The 16,691-nt window shown below is 68.8% G+C and carries 20 protein-coding genes; 7 read left to right on the forward strand and 13 right to left on the reverse strand.

Going from position 1 to position 16,691, the window contains the following annotated elements; all coding sequences use genetic code 11:
* Positions 1-2: 2 nt before the first annotated feature.
* The 3 genes from H5J31_RS00385 to H5J31_RS00395 all read right to left on the reverse strand — a co-directional run bounded on the left by H5J31_RS00385 (position 3) and on the right by H5J31_RS00395 (position 2,443).
* A complete protein-coding gene (locus H5J31_RS00385) occupies positions 3-365 on the reverse strand; it encodes an FtsB family cell division protein (protein ID WP_207897211.1) in 363 nt (120 codons plus the stop codon).
* A 186-nt stretch (positions 366-551) separates the two neighbouring features.
* Positions 552-1,838 (reverse strand): phosphopyruvate hydratase, encoded by a 1,287-nt coding sequence (gene eno, locus H5J31_RS00390; RefSeq protein ID WP_181770365.1) that lies wholly within the window; start codon positions 1,836-1,838, stop codon positions 552-554.
* Between the two features lie 104 nt (positions 1,839-1,942).
* The gene (locus tag H5J31_RS00395; protein WP_181770366.1) at positions 1,943-2,443 is read right to left on the reverse strand and encodes a VOC family protein; all 501 of its coding nucleotides are present in this window, start codon (positions 2,441-2,443) and stop codon (positions 1,943-1,945) included.
* A 72-nt stretch (positions 2,444-2,515) separates the two neighbouring features.
* Between H5J31_RS00395 and H5J31_RS00400 the strand changes: the two genes are divergently transcribed.
* Positions 2,516-2,929: a tetratricopeptide repeat protein gene (locus tag H5J31_RS00400; protein WP_181770367.1), complete on the forward strand. Its 414-nt coding sequence runs from the start codon at positions 2,516-2,518 to the stop codon at positions 2,927-2,929.
* Between the two features lie 28 nt (positions 2,930-2,957).
* Here the strand turns inward: H5J31_RS00400 and H5J31_RS00405 are convergent, their stop codons facing one another.
* Positions 2,958-3,527: a helix-turn-helix domain-containing protein gene (locus tag H5J31_RS00405; RefSeq protein WP_181770368.1), complete on the reverse strand. Its 570-nt coding sequence runs from the start codon at positions 3,525-3,527 to the stop codon at positions 2,958-2,960.
* Positions 3,528-3,581: 54 nt separating this feature from the next.
* Between H5J31_RS00405 and H5J31_RS00410 the strand changes: the two genes are divergently transcribed.
* Positions 3,582-4,502, forward strand: coding sequence for an NAD(P)/FAD-dependent oxidoreductase (locus H5J31_RS00410; RefSeq protein WP_181770369.1), 921 nt, complete (start codon positions 3,582-3,584; stop codon positions 4,500-4,502).
* Here the strand turns inward: H5J31_RS00410 and H5J31_RS00415 are convergent.
* Entirely contained in the window at positions 4,475-5,185 is a 711-nt protein-coding gene (locus tag H5J31_RS00415; RefSeq protein ID WP_181770370.1) for a lysozyme family protein, read from the reverse strand. The genes H5J31_RS00410 and H5J31_RS00415 overlap by 28 nt on opposite strands.
* 264 nt (positions 5,186-5,449) lie before the next feature.
* On the opposite strand from H5J31_RS00415, the gene efeU reads away from it, so the two are divergent.
* From efeU to H5J31_RS00435, 4 genes are read left to right on the forward strand one after another with little or no spacing between them, the layout of a single operon-like run.
* The gene (efeU, locus tag H5J31_RS00420; protein WP_181770371.1) at positions 5,450-6,292 is read left to right on the forward strand and encodes an iron uptake transporter permease EfeU; all 843 of its coding nucleotides are present in this window, start codon (positions 5,450-5,452) and stop codon (positions 6,290-6,292) included.
* Positions 6,293-6,297: 5 nt separating this feature from the next.
* Positions 6,298-7,428, forward strand: a complete 1,131-nt coding sequence (gene efeO, locus H5J31_RS00425; protein ID WP_181770372.1) for an iron uptake system protein EfeO — start codon at positions 6,298-6,300, stop codon at positions 7,426-7,428.
* The gene (gene efeB / locus H5J31_RS00430; protein WP_181770373.1) at positions 7,425-8,690 is read left to right on the forward strand and encodes an iron uptake transporter deferrochelatase/peroxidase subunit; all 1,266 of its coding nucleotides are present in this window, start codon (positions 7,425-7,427) and stop codon (positions 8,688-8,690) included. Before efeO ends, efeB begins: the two co-directional genes overlap by 4 nt.
* A 33-nt stretch (positions 8,691-8,723) precedes the next feature.
* Entirely contained in the window at positions 8,724-9,134 is a 411-nt protein-coding gene (locus H5J31_RS00435) for a PPOX class F420-dependent oxidoreductase (RefSeq protein ID WP_181770374.1), read from the forward strand.
* A gap of 69 nt (positions 9,135-9,203) precedes the next feature.
* On the opposite strand, the gene H5J31_RS00440 is transcribed toward H5J31_RS00435, so the two are convergent.
* From H5J31_RS00440 to H5J31_RS00465, 6 genes are read right to left on the reverse strand one after another with little or no spacing between them, the layout of a single operon-like run.
* On the reverse strand, positions 9,204-9,773 hold the full coding sequence (locus H5J31_RS00440) for a hypothetical protein (protein ID WP_207897212.1): 570 nt from the start codon (positions 9,771-9,773) through the stop codon (positions 9,204-9,206).
* On the reverse strand, positions 9,770-11,152 hold the full coding sequence (locus H5J31_RS00445) for a hypothetical protein (protein ID WP_181770375.1): 1,383 nt from the start codon (positions 11,150-11,152) through the stop codon (positions 9,770-9,772). Before H5J31_RS00445 ends, H5J31_RS00440 begins: the two co-directional genes overlap by 4 nt.
* Positions 11,149-11,952: an ABC transporter ATP-binding protein gene (locus tag H5J31_RS00450; protein ID WP_181770376.1), complete on the reverse strand. Its 804-nt coding sequence runs from the start codon at positions 11,950-11,952 to the stop codon at positions 11,149-11,151. Before H5J31_RS00450 ends, H5J31_RS00445 begins: the two co-directional genes overlap by 4 nt.
* Before the next feature lie 17 nt (positions 11,953-11,969).
* The gene (locus H5J31_RS00455) at positions 11,970-12,785 is read right to left on the reverse strand and encodes a zf-HC2 domain-containing protein (RefSeq protein ID WP_181770377.1); all 816 of its coding nucleotides are present in this window, start codon (positions 12,783-12,785) and stop codon (positions 11,970-11,972) included.
* Positions 12,782-13,324 carry an RNA polymerase sigma factor gene (locus tag H5J31_RS00460; protein WP_181770378.1) on the reverse strand — a complete coding sequence of 181 codons (543 nt, stop codon included), beginning with the start codon at positions 13,322-13,324 and terminating at the stop codon, positions 12,782-12,784. Before H5J31_RS00460 ends, H5J31_RS00455 begins: the two co-directional genes overlap by 4 nt.
* A 54-nt stretch (positions 13,325-13,378) precedes the next feature.
* The gene (locus tag H5J31_RS00465; RefSeq protein ID WP_181770379.1) at positions 13,379-13,795 is read right to left on the reverse strand and encodes a winged helix-turn-helix transcriptional regulator; all 417 of its coding nucleotides are present in this window, start codon (positions 13,793-13,795) and stop codon (positions 13,379-13,381) included.
* Positions 13,796-13,861: 66 nt separating this feature from the next.
* Here H5J31_RS00465 and H5J31_RS00470 point away from each other — a divergent pair, with 66 nt between their 5' ends.
* Entirely contained in the window at positions 13,862-14,785 is a 924-nt protein-coding gene (locus H5J31_RS00470; RefSeq protein ID WP_181770380.1) for an NADP-dependent oxidoreductase, read from the forward strand.
* Here H5J31_RS00470 and H5J31_RS00475 read toward each other — a convergent pair.
* Together H5J31_RS00475 and H5J31_RS00480 are read right to left on the reverse strand one after the other, a co-directional pair.
* A complete protein-coding gene (locus H5J31_RS00475) occupies positions 14,782-15,699 on the reverse strand; it encodes a MazG family protein (protein ID WP_181770381.1) in 918 nt (305 codons plus the stop codon). The two genes, H5J31_RS00470 and H5J31_RS00475, sit on opposite strands and share 4 nt — an antisense overlap.
* Positions 15,696-16,691, reverse strand: a complete 996-nt coding sequence (locus tag H5J31_RS00480; RefSeq protein ID WP_236004419.1) for a hypothetical protein — start codon at positions 16,689-16,691, stop codon at positions 15,696-15,698. Before H5J31_RS00480 ends, H5J31_RS00475 begins: the two co-directional genes overlap by 4 nt.

Consider the following 16,691-nt stretch of genomic DNA (forward strand, 5'->3'; position numbering starts at 1 on the left):
CTTCAGCCGCCCGCGACCTGATCCCACAGCTTCTCGTACCAGGAGCCTTCGGGCACCGGCTGCTGACCTTGCGGCTGTCCCTGCTCGGGCGCCTTGTCCTCGGGCAACTGCACGATGTATGGCGTCTCGCCGGGCTTCACGAAACCGAAGCGTTTGCGGGCTTCGGCCTCGATCTGGGCGGGGTCGCTCAGCTCGGCCTTGCGCCCTTCGAGGTTGGCGACGCTCCGCTGCAGTTCGGACTGCAACTGCTGCTGTTCGGTCACCTCGGACTTCTGGGTGAGGTACGTGCGCAGCGGGACGGCGATGGTGAACGCGAGCGCGCACACCACGATCGCCACCACCGCGGCCCGGCGGGTGGTGGACATGCCGAGCACCTTCGCGGCGCCCGATGCCCGCTTCGCCGCCAGGCTGCGGCGAAGCCGGGTTCGGGCGCGAACCTCCGTCGTCGTGGTACGCCGGGCGCGCTCCGGTCGGCGGCCCCTGCTGGAGCCACCGCCGTCCGCGCGCCCGCTACGACGGGTCCGCGCCCTCCCCCGGTCCGCCATAGCCGGTTACGCCTCCGGGCTGAACCGCGGGAAGGCGAGGTCGCCGGCGTAGCGTGCGGCGTCGGCGAGAGTCTCCTCGATCCGCAGCAGCTGGTTGTACTTGGCGATCCGCTCACCGCGCGCCGGGGCACCGGTCTTGATCTGGCCGACGCCGGTGGCGACGGCGAGGTCGGCGATGAAGGTGTCCTCGGTCTCGCCGGACCGGTGGCTCATCATCGACTTGTAGCCGTACGAGGTGGCCAGCGAGATCGCGTCGAGGGTCTCCGACAGCGTGCCGATCTGGTTGACCTTCACCAGCAGCGCGTTGGCGGCGCGGCGGGTGATGCCCTCTTCGAGGCGGTCCGGGTTGGTGACGAACAGGTCGTCGCCGACGATCTGGACCTTCTCGCCGACCTCGGCGGTCAGCTGGACCCAGCCGTCCCAGTCGTCCTCGCTCAGCGGGTCCTCGATGGACACGAGCGGGTAGTCGCGCAGCAGTTCGGCGTAGTAAGCCGACATCTGCTCGGCGCTCTTCTTCGCGCCTTCGAAGGTGTACGCGCCGTCGGAGAAGAACTCCGTCGCGGCGACGTCGAGCGCGAGCGCGACGTCGCGGCCCGGGGCGTACCCGGCCTTCTCGATCGCCTGAAGGATCAGGTCGAGCGCTTCGCGGTTGTTCTTCAGGCTGGGTGCGAAGCCGCCTTCGTCGCCGAGGCCGGTCGCCAGGCCGCGGCCCTTCAGAACCGACTTCAGCGAGTGGTAGACCTCGGTGCCCCAGCGCAGGGCCTCGCGGAACGACTCGGCGCCGATCGGCGCGATCATGAACTCCTGGATGTCCACATCGGTGTCGGCGTGCGCGCCACCGTTGAGGATGTTGAGCATCGGCACCGGGAGAACGTGCGCGTTCGGCCCGCCCAGGTAGCGGAACAGCTCCAGCTCGGCCGACTCCGCGGCTGCCTTCGCGACGGCGAGCGAAACGCCGAGGATGGCGTTCGCGCCGAGGCGGGACTTCGCCGGCGTGCCGTCGAGGTCGACCAGCTTCTGGTCGACGATGCGCTGGTCCACCGCGTCGGTGCCGACCAGATCCGGGCCGATCTCGTCCAGGACGGCCGCGACCGCGCGCTCGACACCCTTGCCGTTGTACCGGCCGGTGTCGCCGTCACGCAGCTCGACGGCTTCGTGTTCGCCGGTGGACGCACCCGAGGGGACCGCGGCCCGCGCCAGCGTGCCGTCGTCGAGAGCCACCTCCACTTCGACCGTCGGGTTGCCTCGCGAGTCCAGAATCTCGCGAGCGCCTACCTGCTCGATGAGCGCCACGCCATGCTCCTCATGTGGGTTGTGCCTGCGGTGACGGGCCCCAGCCTAGCCGTCGGCGTCGTTCACCCGTTGGAGGCACGCGCCACATGCGCGCCGATGCGGACCTACTCGGTGGGTGGTTCACCTGCACGGACTTCACGCCAGCCCGACGGAAGCTCGACGGTGTCGGAAAACTGCTGCCAGAAAGTCCAGCTGTTGCCGCCGATGTCCGACACCGTGAACACGCGGGCGCCGTAGGGCTGGTCCTGGGGCGCGTCGAGGTCGGCGTCGTCGCCGAGGGCGGCCCGGACCCGCTCGTACTGCGCGTCGGCGTCCGGGACGTAGACGATGTTCAGCTGGCCGACCGGACCGTCGACACCCTTCGCGTCCCAGTACTCGGGGCCGACCCCGGCCAGCTGGATCTTGGCGGGTCCGGCGCACACCGTGGCCTGGAACACCTCGCCGGAAGCGTCGGCGAAGCGGACCTCCTCGGTGAACCCGAACACCCTGACCAGCCACGCGACCGCTTCGGTCGCGTCGGCGTAGTAGAGGTACGGCGCGAGTCCGAGATAGCCCGGCTCGGGGCTGTCGGTGTCGGGGTGATCGGCGCTGTCGGCACTGCTCATGGCAGGACAGTCCACCATGACCGTTTCAGCAGTCGAGAAACGGCCCTCTCCCGGCGTAAAGTGGAGCGGACCATGATGGATGCCGAACCCGCCCCAGAACCCGGTCCGGAACCGTCCGGCGAAGCCCGGTTTCACGCCTTCCGGCAGGCCGAGGCACTGGTCGAAAAACGCAGACCGCTCGACGCGCTGAAAGCCCTCGAGCCGCTGCTGGAGCACGAAACCGACAAACCGAGCGTGCAGCTGCTGGCGGGCCGCGCGTACTTCCACTCCGCGCAGTTGCGGCGGGCCGAGCGCGCCTTCACCCGGGTGTTGGAACTGGACCCCACCGATCATTACGCGCGGTTCGTGCTCGGGCGGACGCTGCAGCGCCTCGGCCGGTTCACCGAGGCGCTCGCCCAGTTGCGCATCGCCTCCGCGATGCATCCGATCCCGGAGTATCTGGAAGCGATCAGCGAGGTCAACGCGCGTATCGCGCTGAGTGACTAGCGTCGAAGAGAGCAAGGGACCTTTGCTGTCACTTCGACTTGGCCCGCATATGCGCGCGCTCGCCCTGCTTCCCGAACAGCACCAGCAGTTCCACCGGCCCCGGCCCCGCGCTGCCGAACCAGTGCGGCACCCGGGTGTCGAACTCGGCCGCTTCGCCCGGCCCCATCGTGAAGTCGCGGTCGCCGAGCACCGCGCGTAGCCGTCCACTGAGGACGTACATCCATTCGTAGCCTTCGTGCGTCCGTTGCACCGGCTCGATGTCCTCGACCGGGATCAGCAGTTTGAACGCCTGCGGCTGGCCCGGCTGCGCGCTCAGCGACCAGGCGGTGAAGCGGCCGAACCTCTGCGGTTTCATCCGGACCCTCGGGTCGGACGGTTCGGGCTCGCCGACCAGTTCGTCGAGCGGGACCTTGTGTGCCTCGGACAACGTCAGCAGCAATTCCAAAGTGGCCTTCCGCGTGCCCGATTCGAGCCGCGAGAGCGTGCTGGCGGAGATCCCCGTCGCTTCCGAGAGCGCGGAGAGGGTGGTGCCGCGTTCCTTGCGGAGCTGCTTGAGCCTCGGGCCGACCTCGGCGAGCCGCCGTTCGATGTCCTCCATTTCTCCAGTTTGCCAAACCGGCAATGAACTTTGCCAGATCTCCGCCGGAACCGGATGCTCGTCACCATGAGCAACGAATTCGACGTGGTGATCATCGGTGGCGGTGTCGCGGGTCTCAGCGCGGCCCTGGTCCTCGGCCGGGCGCGGCGCAAGGTCGTCGTGATCGACGCGGGCACCCCTCGCAACACGCCCGCCGCGCACGCGCAGGGATTCCTGACCAGGGACGGCATTCCACCTAAAGAACTACTCGCGCTGGGCCGCGACGAAATCCGCGGCTACGGCGTCGAGATCATCGACGACGTCGTCCACCGGTTGCGGCGCGACAAGGCGGTGGAGCTGGGGAGCGGACGCGTCGTCACCGGGCGCCGGATCCTGATGGCGACCGGGCTGGCCGACGAACTGCCGGACGTCCCCGGCGTCGCGGAACGCTTCGGCACCGACGTGCTGCACTGCCCGTACTGCCACGGCTGGGAAGTGCGCGACAAGCGCTTCGGCGTCCTCGCAACTTCCGACAAGTCGGTGCACCAGGCGCTGATCGTCTGGCAGTGGAGCAAGGACCTGACGTTCTTCACGCATACACAGGAGATCTCGGCCGAAGACCGGGCGAAGCTGACCGGGCTGGGCATCCGGATCGTCGACGGGAAGGTGTCCGAGCTCGCCGTCGAGAACGACAGGCTGACCGGCGTCCGGCTCGTGAACGGCGAACTCGTCGAACGCGATGTCGTGTTCGTCGGCCCGAAGTTCGTCCCGCACGACAAGCTCCTCGACCAGATCGGCTGCGAACGCACCGAAACCGGTTTCGTCGCGGTGGACGAGCAGGGCCGCACGAGCGTGGACGGCGTCTGGGCGGCCGGGAACGTCGTCGATCCGATGGCGCAGCTCGTCGTCGCGGCCGGCGAGGCCTACAAGCTGGCGACGGTCCTCAACTTCGATCTGGTCACCGAGGATCAGGGCGCGACGCTGGCGTCCGCGTAGGCGTCGGCCGCGCTGAAGACCTCCTGGACGTACGGGACGGCCGGGTTGAACACCCGCATCGACTTCCACCAGCCCGCCGGGGTCGCGACGTCGTCGCCGTCGGCGCACAGATAGCGGGCGGTGGCGAACGCGGTGTCACTGAGGTTCTTCGGATCCGGTTGCTTCCCGTCGCCGCTGGCGCGCACGGCCTGCTTGGCCCAGACGTCGGCCGGCAGGGTGATCGGGCCGGGCCTGCCCTGAGCCGCCTCGACGCGGGAGATCCCGGCGAGGGTCGCCCACGAAAGGTGACAACCCGGCTTCTGCCGCCGGAGCCACATCTCGGCGCGGCCGTAGGCGGAGACATCGGCGACGGCGATCCGCGTCTTGCCTGCCACGCGCCGCGCCCAAGTGTCGAGTTCGGCTTCGTCGGAGACCGTGGGCCGGTCGGGCGGCGCGGCGAGCCCGGCTCGCGGCGTCGCCACCCCCGGCTGCGGTTTCTGATCCGGAACCGGGAGCGCGGGCTGGGGTTCCGTCGGCTTGGGCGGCTCTTCCCCGCCCGGCCGGTTCACCCCGACGGTCATGATCAGCACCACGCAGGTGACGACGAGCCCGCCCGCCAGGGCCAGCCTCGGGACGAACGGGCGCACCGGCGGACGCGGGAACTCTTCAGGGGCATCGACACTCGACTGGGTGGTTTCGGCCACCCGGTCACCCTACTTCGCCACACTGCCGGGTGATGACCCATTCGGAGGACAGTGCAAGCAGACGGTAAACCTTCCCGCGCACCTGTCGATTCGTTATGTGATTTCCGCAGGCCACGCTGACCTGCGGATCAGTTCCGCGACCACGTCCGATCAAGGTCTCCCAGGGCGTTTCATCCCTATTTCGAATCGCTCACTTCACCTGGACTTTCAGGCAAGCCTTACCTAAAACCATGAGGTTCTGTCACAACAGCCAGGGAGACGACGGTGTGGTTCGCGAGTGCGCTCATCGGCCTGCGTGAAGGCTTGGAAGCCGCTCTCGTCGTCAGCATCCTCGTCGCTTTCCTGGTCAAGACCGAGCGGCAGCACGCGCTGCGGTGGGTCTGGCTGGGTGTCGGCGTCGCGATCGCGCTGTCGGTCGGAGTCGGCGCGATCCTCACCTACTCCACCGCGCAGCTTTCGTTCGAACAGCAAGAACTGCTGGGCGGTGCGCTGTCGATCGTCGCGGTCGCGTTCGTGACGGCGATGATCTTCTGGATGCGCAAGGCGTCGCGGACCATCGCCGCCGAACTGCGCGGGAAGATGGACGAGGCACTCGACGTCGGGCCTCTGGCCGTCCTGATCCTGTCGTTCTTCGCCGTCGGCCGCGAAGGCCTGGAGACGGCGGTGTTCTTCTACTCCACCGTCCAGACCGCGCAGACCGGCACGACCGAACCGCTGATCGGCTTCACCGCCGGAATCCTCGTCGCGGTGGCGCTGGCGTACCTGCTCTATCGCGGCGCCGTCCGATTCGACCTCGGCAAGTTCTTCACGATCACCGGCGTCCTGCTCGTGTTCGTCGCCGCGGGAGTGCTCGGCTACGGCCTGCACGACCTGCAGGAAGCCGCCTTCCTCCCCGGCCTGAACACGCTCGCGTTCGACGCCTCGGCCGTCCTGCCGGAGACCAGCTGGTACGGCGCCCTGCTCAAGGGGATCTTCAACTATTCGCAGCAGACCACGGTCCTGCAGGCCGTCGCGTGGGTCGCGTACGTGGCCATCGTGCTGCCCCTCTTCCTCAGGCCCAAGAACAAGGCCACGGCGGATCCCGCCGCGGCCGCGGTTAAGGAGTGACCCCCGTGTCTCGTCGATTCCCGCTCGCCGCGCTCGCCGGCGTCGGCGCCTTGGTCCTCACCGCTTGCGGTGGCGGCGAGGAGACCCCCGCCGCGGCGGGTGGCCCGATCAAGGTCGAAGCGTCGGACAGCGCCTGCGCCGTCGCGGTCACCACCGCGAACGCCGGCAACCTGACCTTCGAGATCACCAACAAGGGCAGCAAGGTCACCGAGTTCTACCTCTACGCCGACGGCGACCGGATCATGGGCGAGGTCGAAAACATCGCGCCGGGGCTGAACCGGCGGCTCATCGTCGAGGTCGCCGAAGCGGGCAAGTACCAGACCGCGTGCAAACCGGGCATGACCGGCGCCGGCATCCGGGGCGATTTCACCGTCACCGGCGGCGCCGCGAAGCAGACCGACCCGAACTCGCAGAAGGCGCAGGCGGTCAAGAGCTACGCGGAATACGTCGCGAACAACACGAAGGCGCTCGAAGAGGAGACGACCAAGTTCGTCGACCTGGTGAAGGCGAAGAAGGTCGACGAGGCGAAGGCCGCGTACGCCCGCACCCGCGTTTACTTCGAACGTGTCGAGCCGGTGGCCGAGAAGTTCGGCGATCTCGACCCGAAGATCGACGCGCGCGAGGCCGACCTCGAAGCGGGCCAGAAGTTCACCGGGTTCCACCGGCTGGAGAAGGACCTCTGGGTCACCGGCCTGCAGGCGGACGCCCCGCAGATCGCCGACCAGCTGCTGGCCGACGTCAAGGAACTGGTCGCCAAATCGGCCGCGATCGAGTTGAACGCGCTCGACCTGGCCAACGGTGCCAAGGAACTGCTCGACGAGATCGCCACCGGCAAGATCACCGGCGAGGAAGAAGCGTTCTCGCACACCGACCTCTCGGACTTCCAGGGAAACCTCGACGGCTCGAAGGCCGCCATCAACTCGCTGCGCCCGCTGCTGCAGGCCAAGGACCCGGCCCTGGTGTCCACTTTGGACAAGGAATTCGGCACCGTGCAGGCGCTGCTGGACAAGCAGCGCGAAGGCGACGGCTTCAAGCTGTACACCGCGCTGAGCCAGGACCAGATCAAGGAGTTCGCGTCGGCCGTGGACGCGCTGAGCGAGCCGCTGAGCAAGGTCGCGGAGGTCGCGGCGCAATGACCGATACCGAGCACACCCGGGTCTCCCGCCGGAAGCTGTTCGGCATGGCGGGAGCGGGTGCCGCTCTGGTCGGCACCGGCGCGGCGGCCGGGATCGGCGCCGAACGGCTCTTCGGCGAGGGCGATCCGGCGCAGGCGGCACAGCAGGTCGTCGCGTTCCACGGCGAGCACCAGGCCGGGATCGTCACGCCGGTGCAGGAGAACCTGCACTTCGTGGCGCTCGACGTGACGACGAAGGATCGCGAGAAGCTGGTCAAACTGCTGCGCACCTGGACGGACGCGGCCCGGCGGATGACCGCGGGCCAGGAGGTCGGGACGGGCGGCGCCGTCGGTGGCGCCCCCGCCGCCCCGCCGAGCGACACCGGCGAGGCGCTCGATCTCGCGGCGTCGTCACTGACGCTCACCATCGGTTTCGGCCCTTCGCTGTTCGACGACCGGTTCGGCCTGGCTGCGAAGCGCCCGGCCGCGCTGATCGATCTCCCTCTCTTCCCGGCGGACAAGCTCGACCCCGCGCGCAGCGGCGGCGACATCTGTATCCAGGCGTGCGCCGACGATCCGCAGGTCGCGGTGCACGCGATCCGGAACCTGGTGCGGCTGGGCTTCGGCGTCACCGAGGTGCGCTGGTCGCAACTCGGATTCGGCCGGAGCTCGTCGACGTCGCGGGCGCAGGCCACGCCGCGGAACCTGTTCGGTTTCAAGGACGGCACGCGCAACATCAAGGCCGAAGAGGCCGACCTGCTCCGCGACCAGGTGTGGACGACCGCCGAGGACGGCCAGCCGTGGATGGCGGGCGGGACGTTCCTGGTGGCGCGCCGGATCCGGATGCATATCGAGACCTGGGACCGGGAATCGTTGCAGGGCCAGGAAGGCATCGTCGGCCGTACCAAGGGCACGGGCGCGCCGCTGGGCCAGGCCGCCGAGTTCGACGAACCCGATTTCACCGTGGGCGGTGCCGGCGGGGAGAAACTGATCGCGGCAGACTCGCACGTCCGGCTGGCCTCGCACGAGAACCTGAACGGCGCACGCATCCTGCGGCGCGGTTACAACTTCGTCGACGGCTCCGACGGCGTCGGACACCTGGAGGCCGGGTTGTTCTTCCTCGCCTTCAACCGGGACTCGCGCAAACAGTTCGTGCCGATGCAGCAGGCGCTGTCGTCGAAGGACGCCATGATGGAGTACCTGCAGCACACCGGATCCGCCCATTTCGCCGTACCTCCGGGCGTACGCGAAGGCGGTTTCTGGGGTGAAGGACTGTTCGCTTGACCTCCAGCTAACTGGAGGTCGCACACTCGCATCATGTTCAGTGAAGCGGAAATCGACTACCTCGCCACGCAAGGCCTCGGACGGCTGGCCACGGCGCAGCCGGACGGCACGCTGCAGATCAGCCCGGTCGGCTACACCTACAACACCGAGACCCGGACGATCGACATCGCCGGCTACGAACTGGCGAAGAGCAAGAAGTTCCGGAACGTGGCCGAGAACGGGCGCGCCGCGTTCGTGGTGGACGACATGCCGTCGCAGGACCCGCCGAGGGTTCGCTGCCTGGAGATCCGCGGTCGCGCCGAGGCGCTGACCGGGGTCCTGACCCCCGACGGCCATCTCGACGGCGCGGTGATCAGGATCCACCCGTCCCGGATCATCAGCCTCGGCGTCGACGACCCGGACCACGACCCGCTGGACCTCGTTCCGCACAACCGGAACGTCTGAACGCGTGTCATGAACGGACCTTTCATAACAGGTTTTGTTATGAAAGGTCCGTTCATGACACAAGTTAGGTCAGCGACGAGTGCCGAAGACCGCGTAGGAACCGAAGCCGACCACAGCGAACCCCACCGCGGTCCACGTGGCCGCGGCGACGTCCACGGGCTGGAAGAGCCAGGTCGCGATCTGCGTGACCGTCTCGCTGTCCCGATCGAACGGCGTGAAGAACGCGACCGTGAACGCGAACAGCGGCAACGTCCAGCCGAAGGCGCCACCGAACAGGACCGCGGCGAGTCCGACGAGCCCGAGCAGGCCGGCCGCGTCCCGCACGATGATCCCCACCGGGACCTGCGCCGTCTCCCACAGTCGCGGCAGCAGAACGGCCCCGAGGGCGAGGCCGCCGATCAGCAGCAGATGCAGGCCGCGCCGAGGTAGCCAGCGGATGGCGGCGGATCGGTCGAGGTCGGCGTCCTGCCCGCTCAGGCCGGTGGCGGTCACCGCGATCCCCACCGTGAGCGCGAGGGAGACCGGCAGCAGCGACCAGTGGTCCCGCGCCAGGAACCACAGCACCGCCATGCTCACCACCAGCGCCGAGAGCGACGCCGGTACCGACCGCGAACGCGCGTAGAGCACCGCCCACCTCATCGGGCCTGCCCGCCGGTCAGGATCTCGAGCTGGTCGCCCTGGCAGGTCAGCCCGGCCTGCCGCTGCGCGATGATCCGCGTGCGCTGAACGTCCGGCGGCAACGCCCGGAACGCCTCCCAGGCCTGGGTGATCTCTCCCTTGGTCTCCTCGCTCGTCCACAGCGTGGTTCCCCGCAACGGCTTCCATTCGCCGAGGAACCAGCTCGCGGCGATCGTCCGCGCGGTGAGCTCGTTCAGATAGAGCCGGCCGCCGCCCCGGACCGAGTGGCACGACGGCGTGCCCACTCCGGCGACCAGTGCGCGCGTCACGTCTTTCGGCTCGGTGGACAGCCGCAGTGACCAATCCAGGAGATCGATCAGCATGGTGTCGGCGGCACGCGGCGGCACTTCATCGTAACCGAGGCGCCGGTCCAGTTCCACGATCTTGGTCGGGGCTCCGGGCAGCGTTCCCAGCAACCGCAACGCTTCCTTGCCCGGGCCAGCGACGCGGGCGAGGTCGGCCTCGTGCATTTTGGTCAGGCACACCGGTCCGTCGCAGACCATCGCCGTGGCCAGCGGGTCGACGACCTTGGCCTCGGCCGTGGTGGCGGGCAGCACGGGCACCGCGATCGCGACCGCCACCAGCGCCGGGACGGCGGCGAGTGCCTTCGCCCGCTTGGTTCCGGCGGCCAGTAACAGGAACCCTGTCGCGGCCAAGCCGGCGAGCCAGACCGCCTGCCCGATGTCCATCCGGCCCGCGGTGGTCATGAAGGGATCGTTGAAGACATCCATCGCGGGAGAAAGCAGGGTGAGCCGGATCGGCAGCGCCCCTTCGAACGCGCTGCCTTCCGAGGGGACGACCTGGAAGACGACCACGGCCACGAAGGCGGTGATGGCCACGGCGGGCGCTGTCAGCGGATGCGGCAACAGCCTGCCGATCCCGAGCCCGATCCAGGCGCCCGCGACCATCGCGAGCGCGCCGACCACGACGATCGGCAGCCAGCCGATCGTGAAGAACCCTCCGTGGAAGAGGACTTGGATCGCGCCGACGGCGAAGACCAGCAGGTAGCCCAGCGTCAGCAGCCCACCGAGGGCGCCGGCGAGTTTCGCGGCCCGATGCCGGCCCGGACGCGGCATCGTGGCCAGGAGTTCGACCATTCCCGATCGGCTGTCGCGCATGCCCTGGAGGACGCCGGCACCGATCGCGATCGGCCACAGGAACACCAGCAGGAACCGGCTCCACTCGGCGGCGAAGGTCCAGTGCTCGTTCCAGGCCAGCGGAAACCTCGTCCACGGCCCGGTGAACGAGAACAAGAATCCGAACGCGACGACGACCGCCGCGAGCGCGGCCCAAGGGGCGATGGTGCGGCGGAGTTCGATCCGCAGAATCCGCGCGTTCACCAGTTCCCCTTTCCCGGCTCGTGACCCAGCAGCGCGGAATAGCCGCGCTCGATCGCGCTGTCGCCGACGTACTCGTGGCTCCCGGCCGCGGCCAGTTCGTCCGGCGTGCCCTGGAAGACGAGCTTCCCGTCTTCGAACAGGACGACGTCGGTGCAGGCGGTGGCGACGTCCTCGACGAGGTGCGTCGAGACGACGACGCAGGCGTCGCGCCCCAACTCCTGCATGAGGTCCCGGAACCGCACGCGCTGCGCCGGGTCGAGCCCGGCGGTCGGCTCGTCCAGCAGGAGGATGTCCGGGTCGTTCACGATCGCCTGCGCGATCCCGACCCGCCGCACCATCCCGCCCGACAGCGTCTTCATCTTGTCGTCGGCACGGTCGGCGAGGCCGACCCGTTCGATCGAACGCTGCACCGCACCAGGAATGTCCTCTTTGGACATTTCCTTGAGCCAGGCGATGTACTCGACGAACTCGCGGACGGTGAACCGCTTGTAGTAGCCGAAGTTCTGCGGCAGGTAGCCGATCCGGCGGCGCAGGCGGCGCTGATCGGTGAATCCCCCGACGGAATCACCGAGCAGCGCCAACCCGCCCTCCGCCGGCCGGAGCACCGTCGCCAGTGCCCGGATCAGCGTGGTCTTCCCGGCCCCGTTCGGGCCGAGCAGACCGTGCACCCCCGTGCCCAGTTCCAGGTCGAGCCCGTTGACGGCGAACTTTCGCTTACCGACCCGGACCTTCAGTCCTTCCGCCTTGATCTGCCACGCGTAGGTCGTTGGAGCGACCTCCGCGGCCCCGACAGCACGCATCATGTTCTCCCCTTCGTTCATCGTTCGGATCCGCCGAGCAGGCCGAAGGCGCCCCGGCGGAGCACCACCACGACCGTGGTCAGCGCGAAGATCGCACCCCAGACGGGGAGCATTCGTGGTTCGAGAGCGGCGGCCCGTCCTTCCTCGGCCACCGCGGGCGCCAGGATCACCGCCACCCAGATCCCGGCCAGGACGTACGCGGCCCGCGTCACCCCGATCAGCCCGCCGAGCGCGAGCGTCCCGGTGGTGAAGGCCAGGCTCGGCAGCAGCCCGAGCCCGAATCCGCCGCCGCCGAGCCAGCCCGCGACGGCCTGCACCGGAAGCACGACCGCGAGCACGGCGGTCGTCCGGCGCAGGACCAGGTAGAGGCCGCCCCTCGGCGCGGAGGTGACTAGTTCGTAAGCGGGATCGAGGCCCTTGGACCAGGACACGGCGACCCCGAGGACCGGCAGCACCGGCGAGAACAGCTGCACGAACGAGAAGCTTTCGCTCCGGGTGAACCCGACCCAGTCCAGGACGAATCCGAGTCCAGGGATCAGCAGGATCATCACCAGCCACGGCAGCATCACCGGCGTCACCCAGGTGTGCAGCCGCCCGGTCCACCGGCTCCGCAACGGTTGCGGCCCGGCTTCGGCCAGCCTCGGGCCGAGTCCGGCCCAGACGTCGTCCACCAGGGTCGTCACCGAAGGCGCGCTGATCACGGCCAGCCGTCCCCGGCATTCCGCGCACGACTCCAGATGGGCTTCGACCGCCCAAACCGCGTCGCCCGCCAGGCCGTCGTCCCCGCGGACGTAGCCGGTGAGGAGCCGTTCGGACACGTGTTCCTTGTTCACGACAGCGCCTCCCGCATCGCGATCCGAGCCCGCCTGGCGCGGGTCTTGACGGTTCCTTCGGGCAGGCCGAGCAGGACCGCGGTCTCGCGGACGGTCAGCCCGTCGAGGACCATGGCCCGCAGGACCTGCTGTAGTTCGGGAGCCAGGCGGCGCAGCGCGTCCCCGACGTGGTCACCGACCGCCCCGGCCAACGCCTCTTCCTCGGCGGCCGGCGCGACGGTGGTTTCCGCGACCGGAAGTGGCTGCGCGTGGCGAGCCCGGCGGCGGAAGGCGTCGACGAGCCGCCGCGCGGCGATCGTCCACAACCAGCCGACCGCGCTACCGCCGACGGCCGAACCGGCGAACGCCCCCGCCGCACGCCACACCGCGAGGTAGGTCTCCTGCATCACTTCGGCGACGATCTGCTCGTCTGCGCAGCGGCGGCGCAGACGCACGGCCAGCCACGGCGACGTGCGGCGGTAGAGCTCCTCGAACGCCGCACGGTCCCCTTTGGCCGTGCGGCGGACGAGCTGCTCTTCGTCCGGTTCCGTTCCCTTCACACCCGGCAAGACGCCGTGATCGCGGAAACGGTTCTCACCCGATTGTGTGCCGCGTCACAGCGACTTCGCCGTTTCGACGGCTTTCTCGTCGTAGGCGGTGCGCGCGGCGAAGATCTGGTCGACGTTCTCGACCGCCCACTCGGCGACGGCGTTCGTCAGCCGGCCGACGTCGACGCCGAGCGGAGTGAGGCCGTACTCGACCCTCGGCGGAACGGTCGGATAGACGTCCCGCCGGATCAGCCCGTCCCGTTCCAATGACCGCAAGGTCTGGGTCAGCATCTTCTGCGTGATCCCGTCGAGCAAACGGCGAAGTTCGCTGAACCGCATCGGCCGCTCATAGCGCCGGATCGCGCCGAGGACGTACAGCGCCCATTTGTTCGCGAGGACTTCGATGACCGTGCGAGATGGGCAGTCGCGCCCGTGCACAGCCACCCATTCTTCGAACATCCGCCGCTCAGCGAAGGTACCCATAAGGTACCTAGATACCATTCAAGTGCCTACTTCACAACGGGTACCAAGGGCCTGAATGCTCGTTTCATGCGAATGATCAGGCAGATTTCCTTCGGCGGACCCGACGTGCTCGACATCGTCGAAGCCGAGAAGCCCGTCCCCGGTCCGGGTCAGGTCCTCGTGCGCGTCCACGCCGCGGGGGTGAACCCGGCGGATTGGAAGATCCGGAACGGGCTGGTGACCGGGGACCTTCCGCTGACCGTCGGGCTCGATCTCTCGGGCGTCGTCGAGTCGGCGGGTCCCGGGGCGACCGGCTTCCGGCCTGGCGACGAGGTCTACGGCGTCACTTTCCCACCGAACGGCTCGTACGCCGAGTACGTCGCGGTCAGCGCGGACTTCCTCGCGTCGAAACCGCGAAGTTTGGATCACGTCCACGCGGCGGCCCTGCCGATCGCGGCACTGACCGCTTGGCAGCCGTTGACCCGGGTCTCCCCGGTCGACCCCGGGCACCGGGTTCTCGTTCACGCGGCGGCGGGCGGAGTCGGTCACCTCGCCGTCCAGATCGCGAAGGCGCGCGGTGCGTACGTCATCGCGACCGCCCGGGAGGCGAAACACGACTTCCTGCGCGAGCTGGGCGCGGACGAACTGATCGACTACACGACCAGCGATTTCGCGAAATCGCGGGACGTCGACCTCGTGCTGGATCCGATCTCCGGTGACTACGGGCCCCGGTCCCTGGACACCCTCAAACCGGACGGTTCCCTGGTGGACATCGTCGGGCACGGTCCGGATCGGGCCGAGGTCCGCCGGAAGGCGGACGAACTCGGCCTGCGTTTCGCCGAGTTCTACGTCACCCCGTCCGGAGCGGACCTGGCCGAAATCGCGAAATCGGCCGACGCGGGTTCACTGCGGGTCTCGGTCGCCGGCGTCCTGCCGCTCGAAGAAGCGGCGAAGGCCCACGAACTCAGTGAATCCGGACGCGTTCGCGGCAAACTCGTACTGACGATCTAGCTGGGCCAGAACTTGCGCCAGCCGTCGGCCTCCAGCGTCGTCGGTTCGAGCCCGGCGTCGCGGGCCGCCCGTTCGGCTTCGCGGATGTCGCGAGCGAACTGCTTCGCGACGGCTCGGAGTTCGTCTTCGGGGTCGACTCCGGCCCGGCGTGCGGTGGCGGCGACCCGGAACAACTGGGCCGCCGCTTCGGAACCTTCGGGGAACAGGTCGAGCGGAATCCCGGCTCGGCCGCTGCGCTGTCCGAGTTTCCCGGCCAGCGCCACGGCGGGCTGACCGAGCGCGACGCCATCCACAATGGACTGGCGGCTCTTCTCGGCCTGCTTCAGTTCTTCCCATTTGAGGTTCTGGTGTTCGACCGTGTCCACGCGCGGCGCGTCGGTGAATACGTGTGGGTGACGTCCGACGAGCTTCGCGACCAGGTCGGAGGCGACCTCGTCGATTCCGAACGGATCGCCCGCGTCCTCGGCGGCGACGCGCGAGTGGAAGAGGACCTGAAGCAGGACGTCGCCGAGTTCCTCGCGAAGCGCGCCCCGATCGCCCTCTTCGATCGCGTCGAGGAGTTCGTAGGTCTCCTCGACCAGATATTGCCGCAGCGACTCGTGGGTCTGGACGGCGTCCCACGGGCATCCGCCCGGCGAGCGGAGCCGGTCCATCACCTCGGCGGCCTCGACCAGCGGCGGAACGGGTGCTTCGATCACCCGGGCGCCTGCCCTGATCAGCGACGCGGCCTTCGGTTCCTTGCGCGAACCCGCGATGAGCACGAGATCGCGGACCCTCTCGTCACCGAAGGCGGGTACACCGAAAACGGCGGGATCGACGTCCGATGCCGCGTACACAGCGTCGCTGCTTCGCAAGATCGGGAGGGCCGCGGCGGGCAGTGTCGCCCCGCGGGCGATCACGACGACAGGGGTCACCGTTGCTGCGGGGTGGCACCGTGCACGGTCAGCACGATGCCCTTCTTCGACGATTCGTTGGCGGCGAGGTCCATGCCCACAACGTCCCACACGCCATAACGCGGGTTCACCGTGAAGTCGACCTGGTCCAGGTACGGCTGGAGAAAACGGACACCGACCTTGGCGAGCTGCTGAGCGGTCGGCTGAGCCTCCTGGTCGACCGAAACCGGCTTGTCGGCGACTCGCTCGCGCACGGCGACCACGAGCCACTCCGGCCGCTCCGGCGTCGGCTGGAAGGCCGTGACGGAGTTGACCGGGCTGCCGAACATGACGGTCGACGCGAACGCGGGCGACTGCGCGGCCGCCGCCTTGTCCCCGAGACCCGCGCGCTGCGAGTCGCCCTGCGCCTCCTGGGCCACGGCCTGCGCGGCGGCGTCGGGCGAAGCAGCGAACTGACGGGCCTTCTCGAACGCTTGCTCACGCAGTTCGTTCGCGTTGGGCGTGGTGCCTTCGGGTGCGGAGATCGCGAGATGGTCGACGGTCACGACCAGCTTGTCGACGTACTTCAGCGCGAGCTGGGTCTGCAGCGCGGCGTCGACCAGGGCGTCACGGTGATCCCGTACGCGCGCGACCAGCTGCTGGACGTTGGTCTCGGTGTCGCCCTGCTGTGTCGCCTCCATCGGCGTCGCCAGCGGGTCCTTCTGCAACGCGGCCACGGCGAGGGACTCGTCGACCCGGACACCCTCACGCTGGGCGGCTCGCTCGGTGAGCTCGTGGAGGATCTCCTGGCGCACGATCTCGCGGCCGACCAGATCGAGCTTGTGCTCCTTGGCGAGCTTCTGTCCGTACGGATGTTCCCGGACGGCCTTGTCGATCATCTGCTGCACGCGATCCACCGAAACGGACTTGCCGTCGATGAGCACCGCCGCACCGACCTGCCCGGGTCCGGCGTTGCAGCCGGCGAGGAGGAGAGAACCGGCAAGAACCCCGACCAGCGCACGACGGCGCCTCAT

This window comes from Amycolatopsis pittospori (genome assembly GCF_013870525.1).
In the GTDB taxonomy this organism is placed as follows: Bacteria; Actinomycetota; Actinomycetes; order Mycobacteriales; family Pseudonocardiaceae; genus Amycolatopsis; species Amycolatopsis pittospori.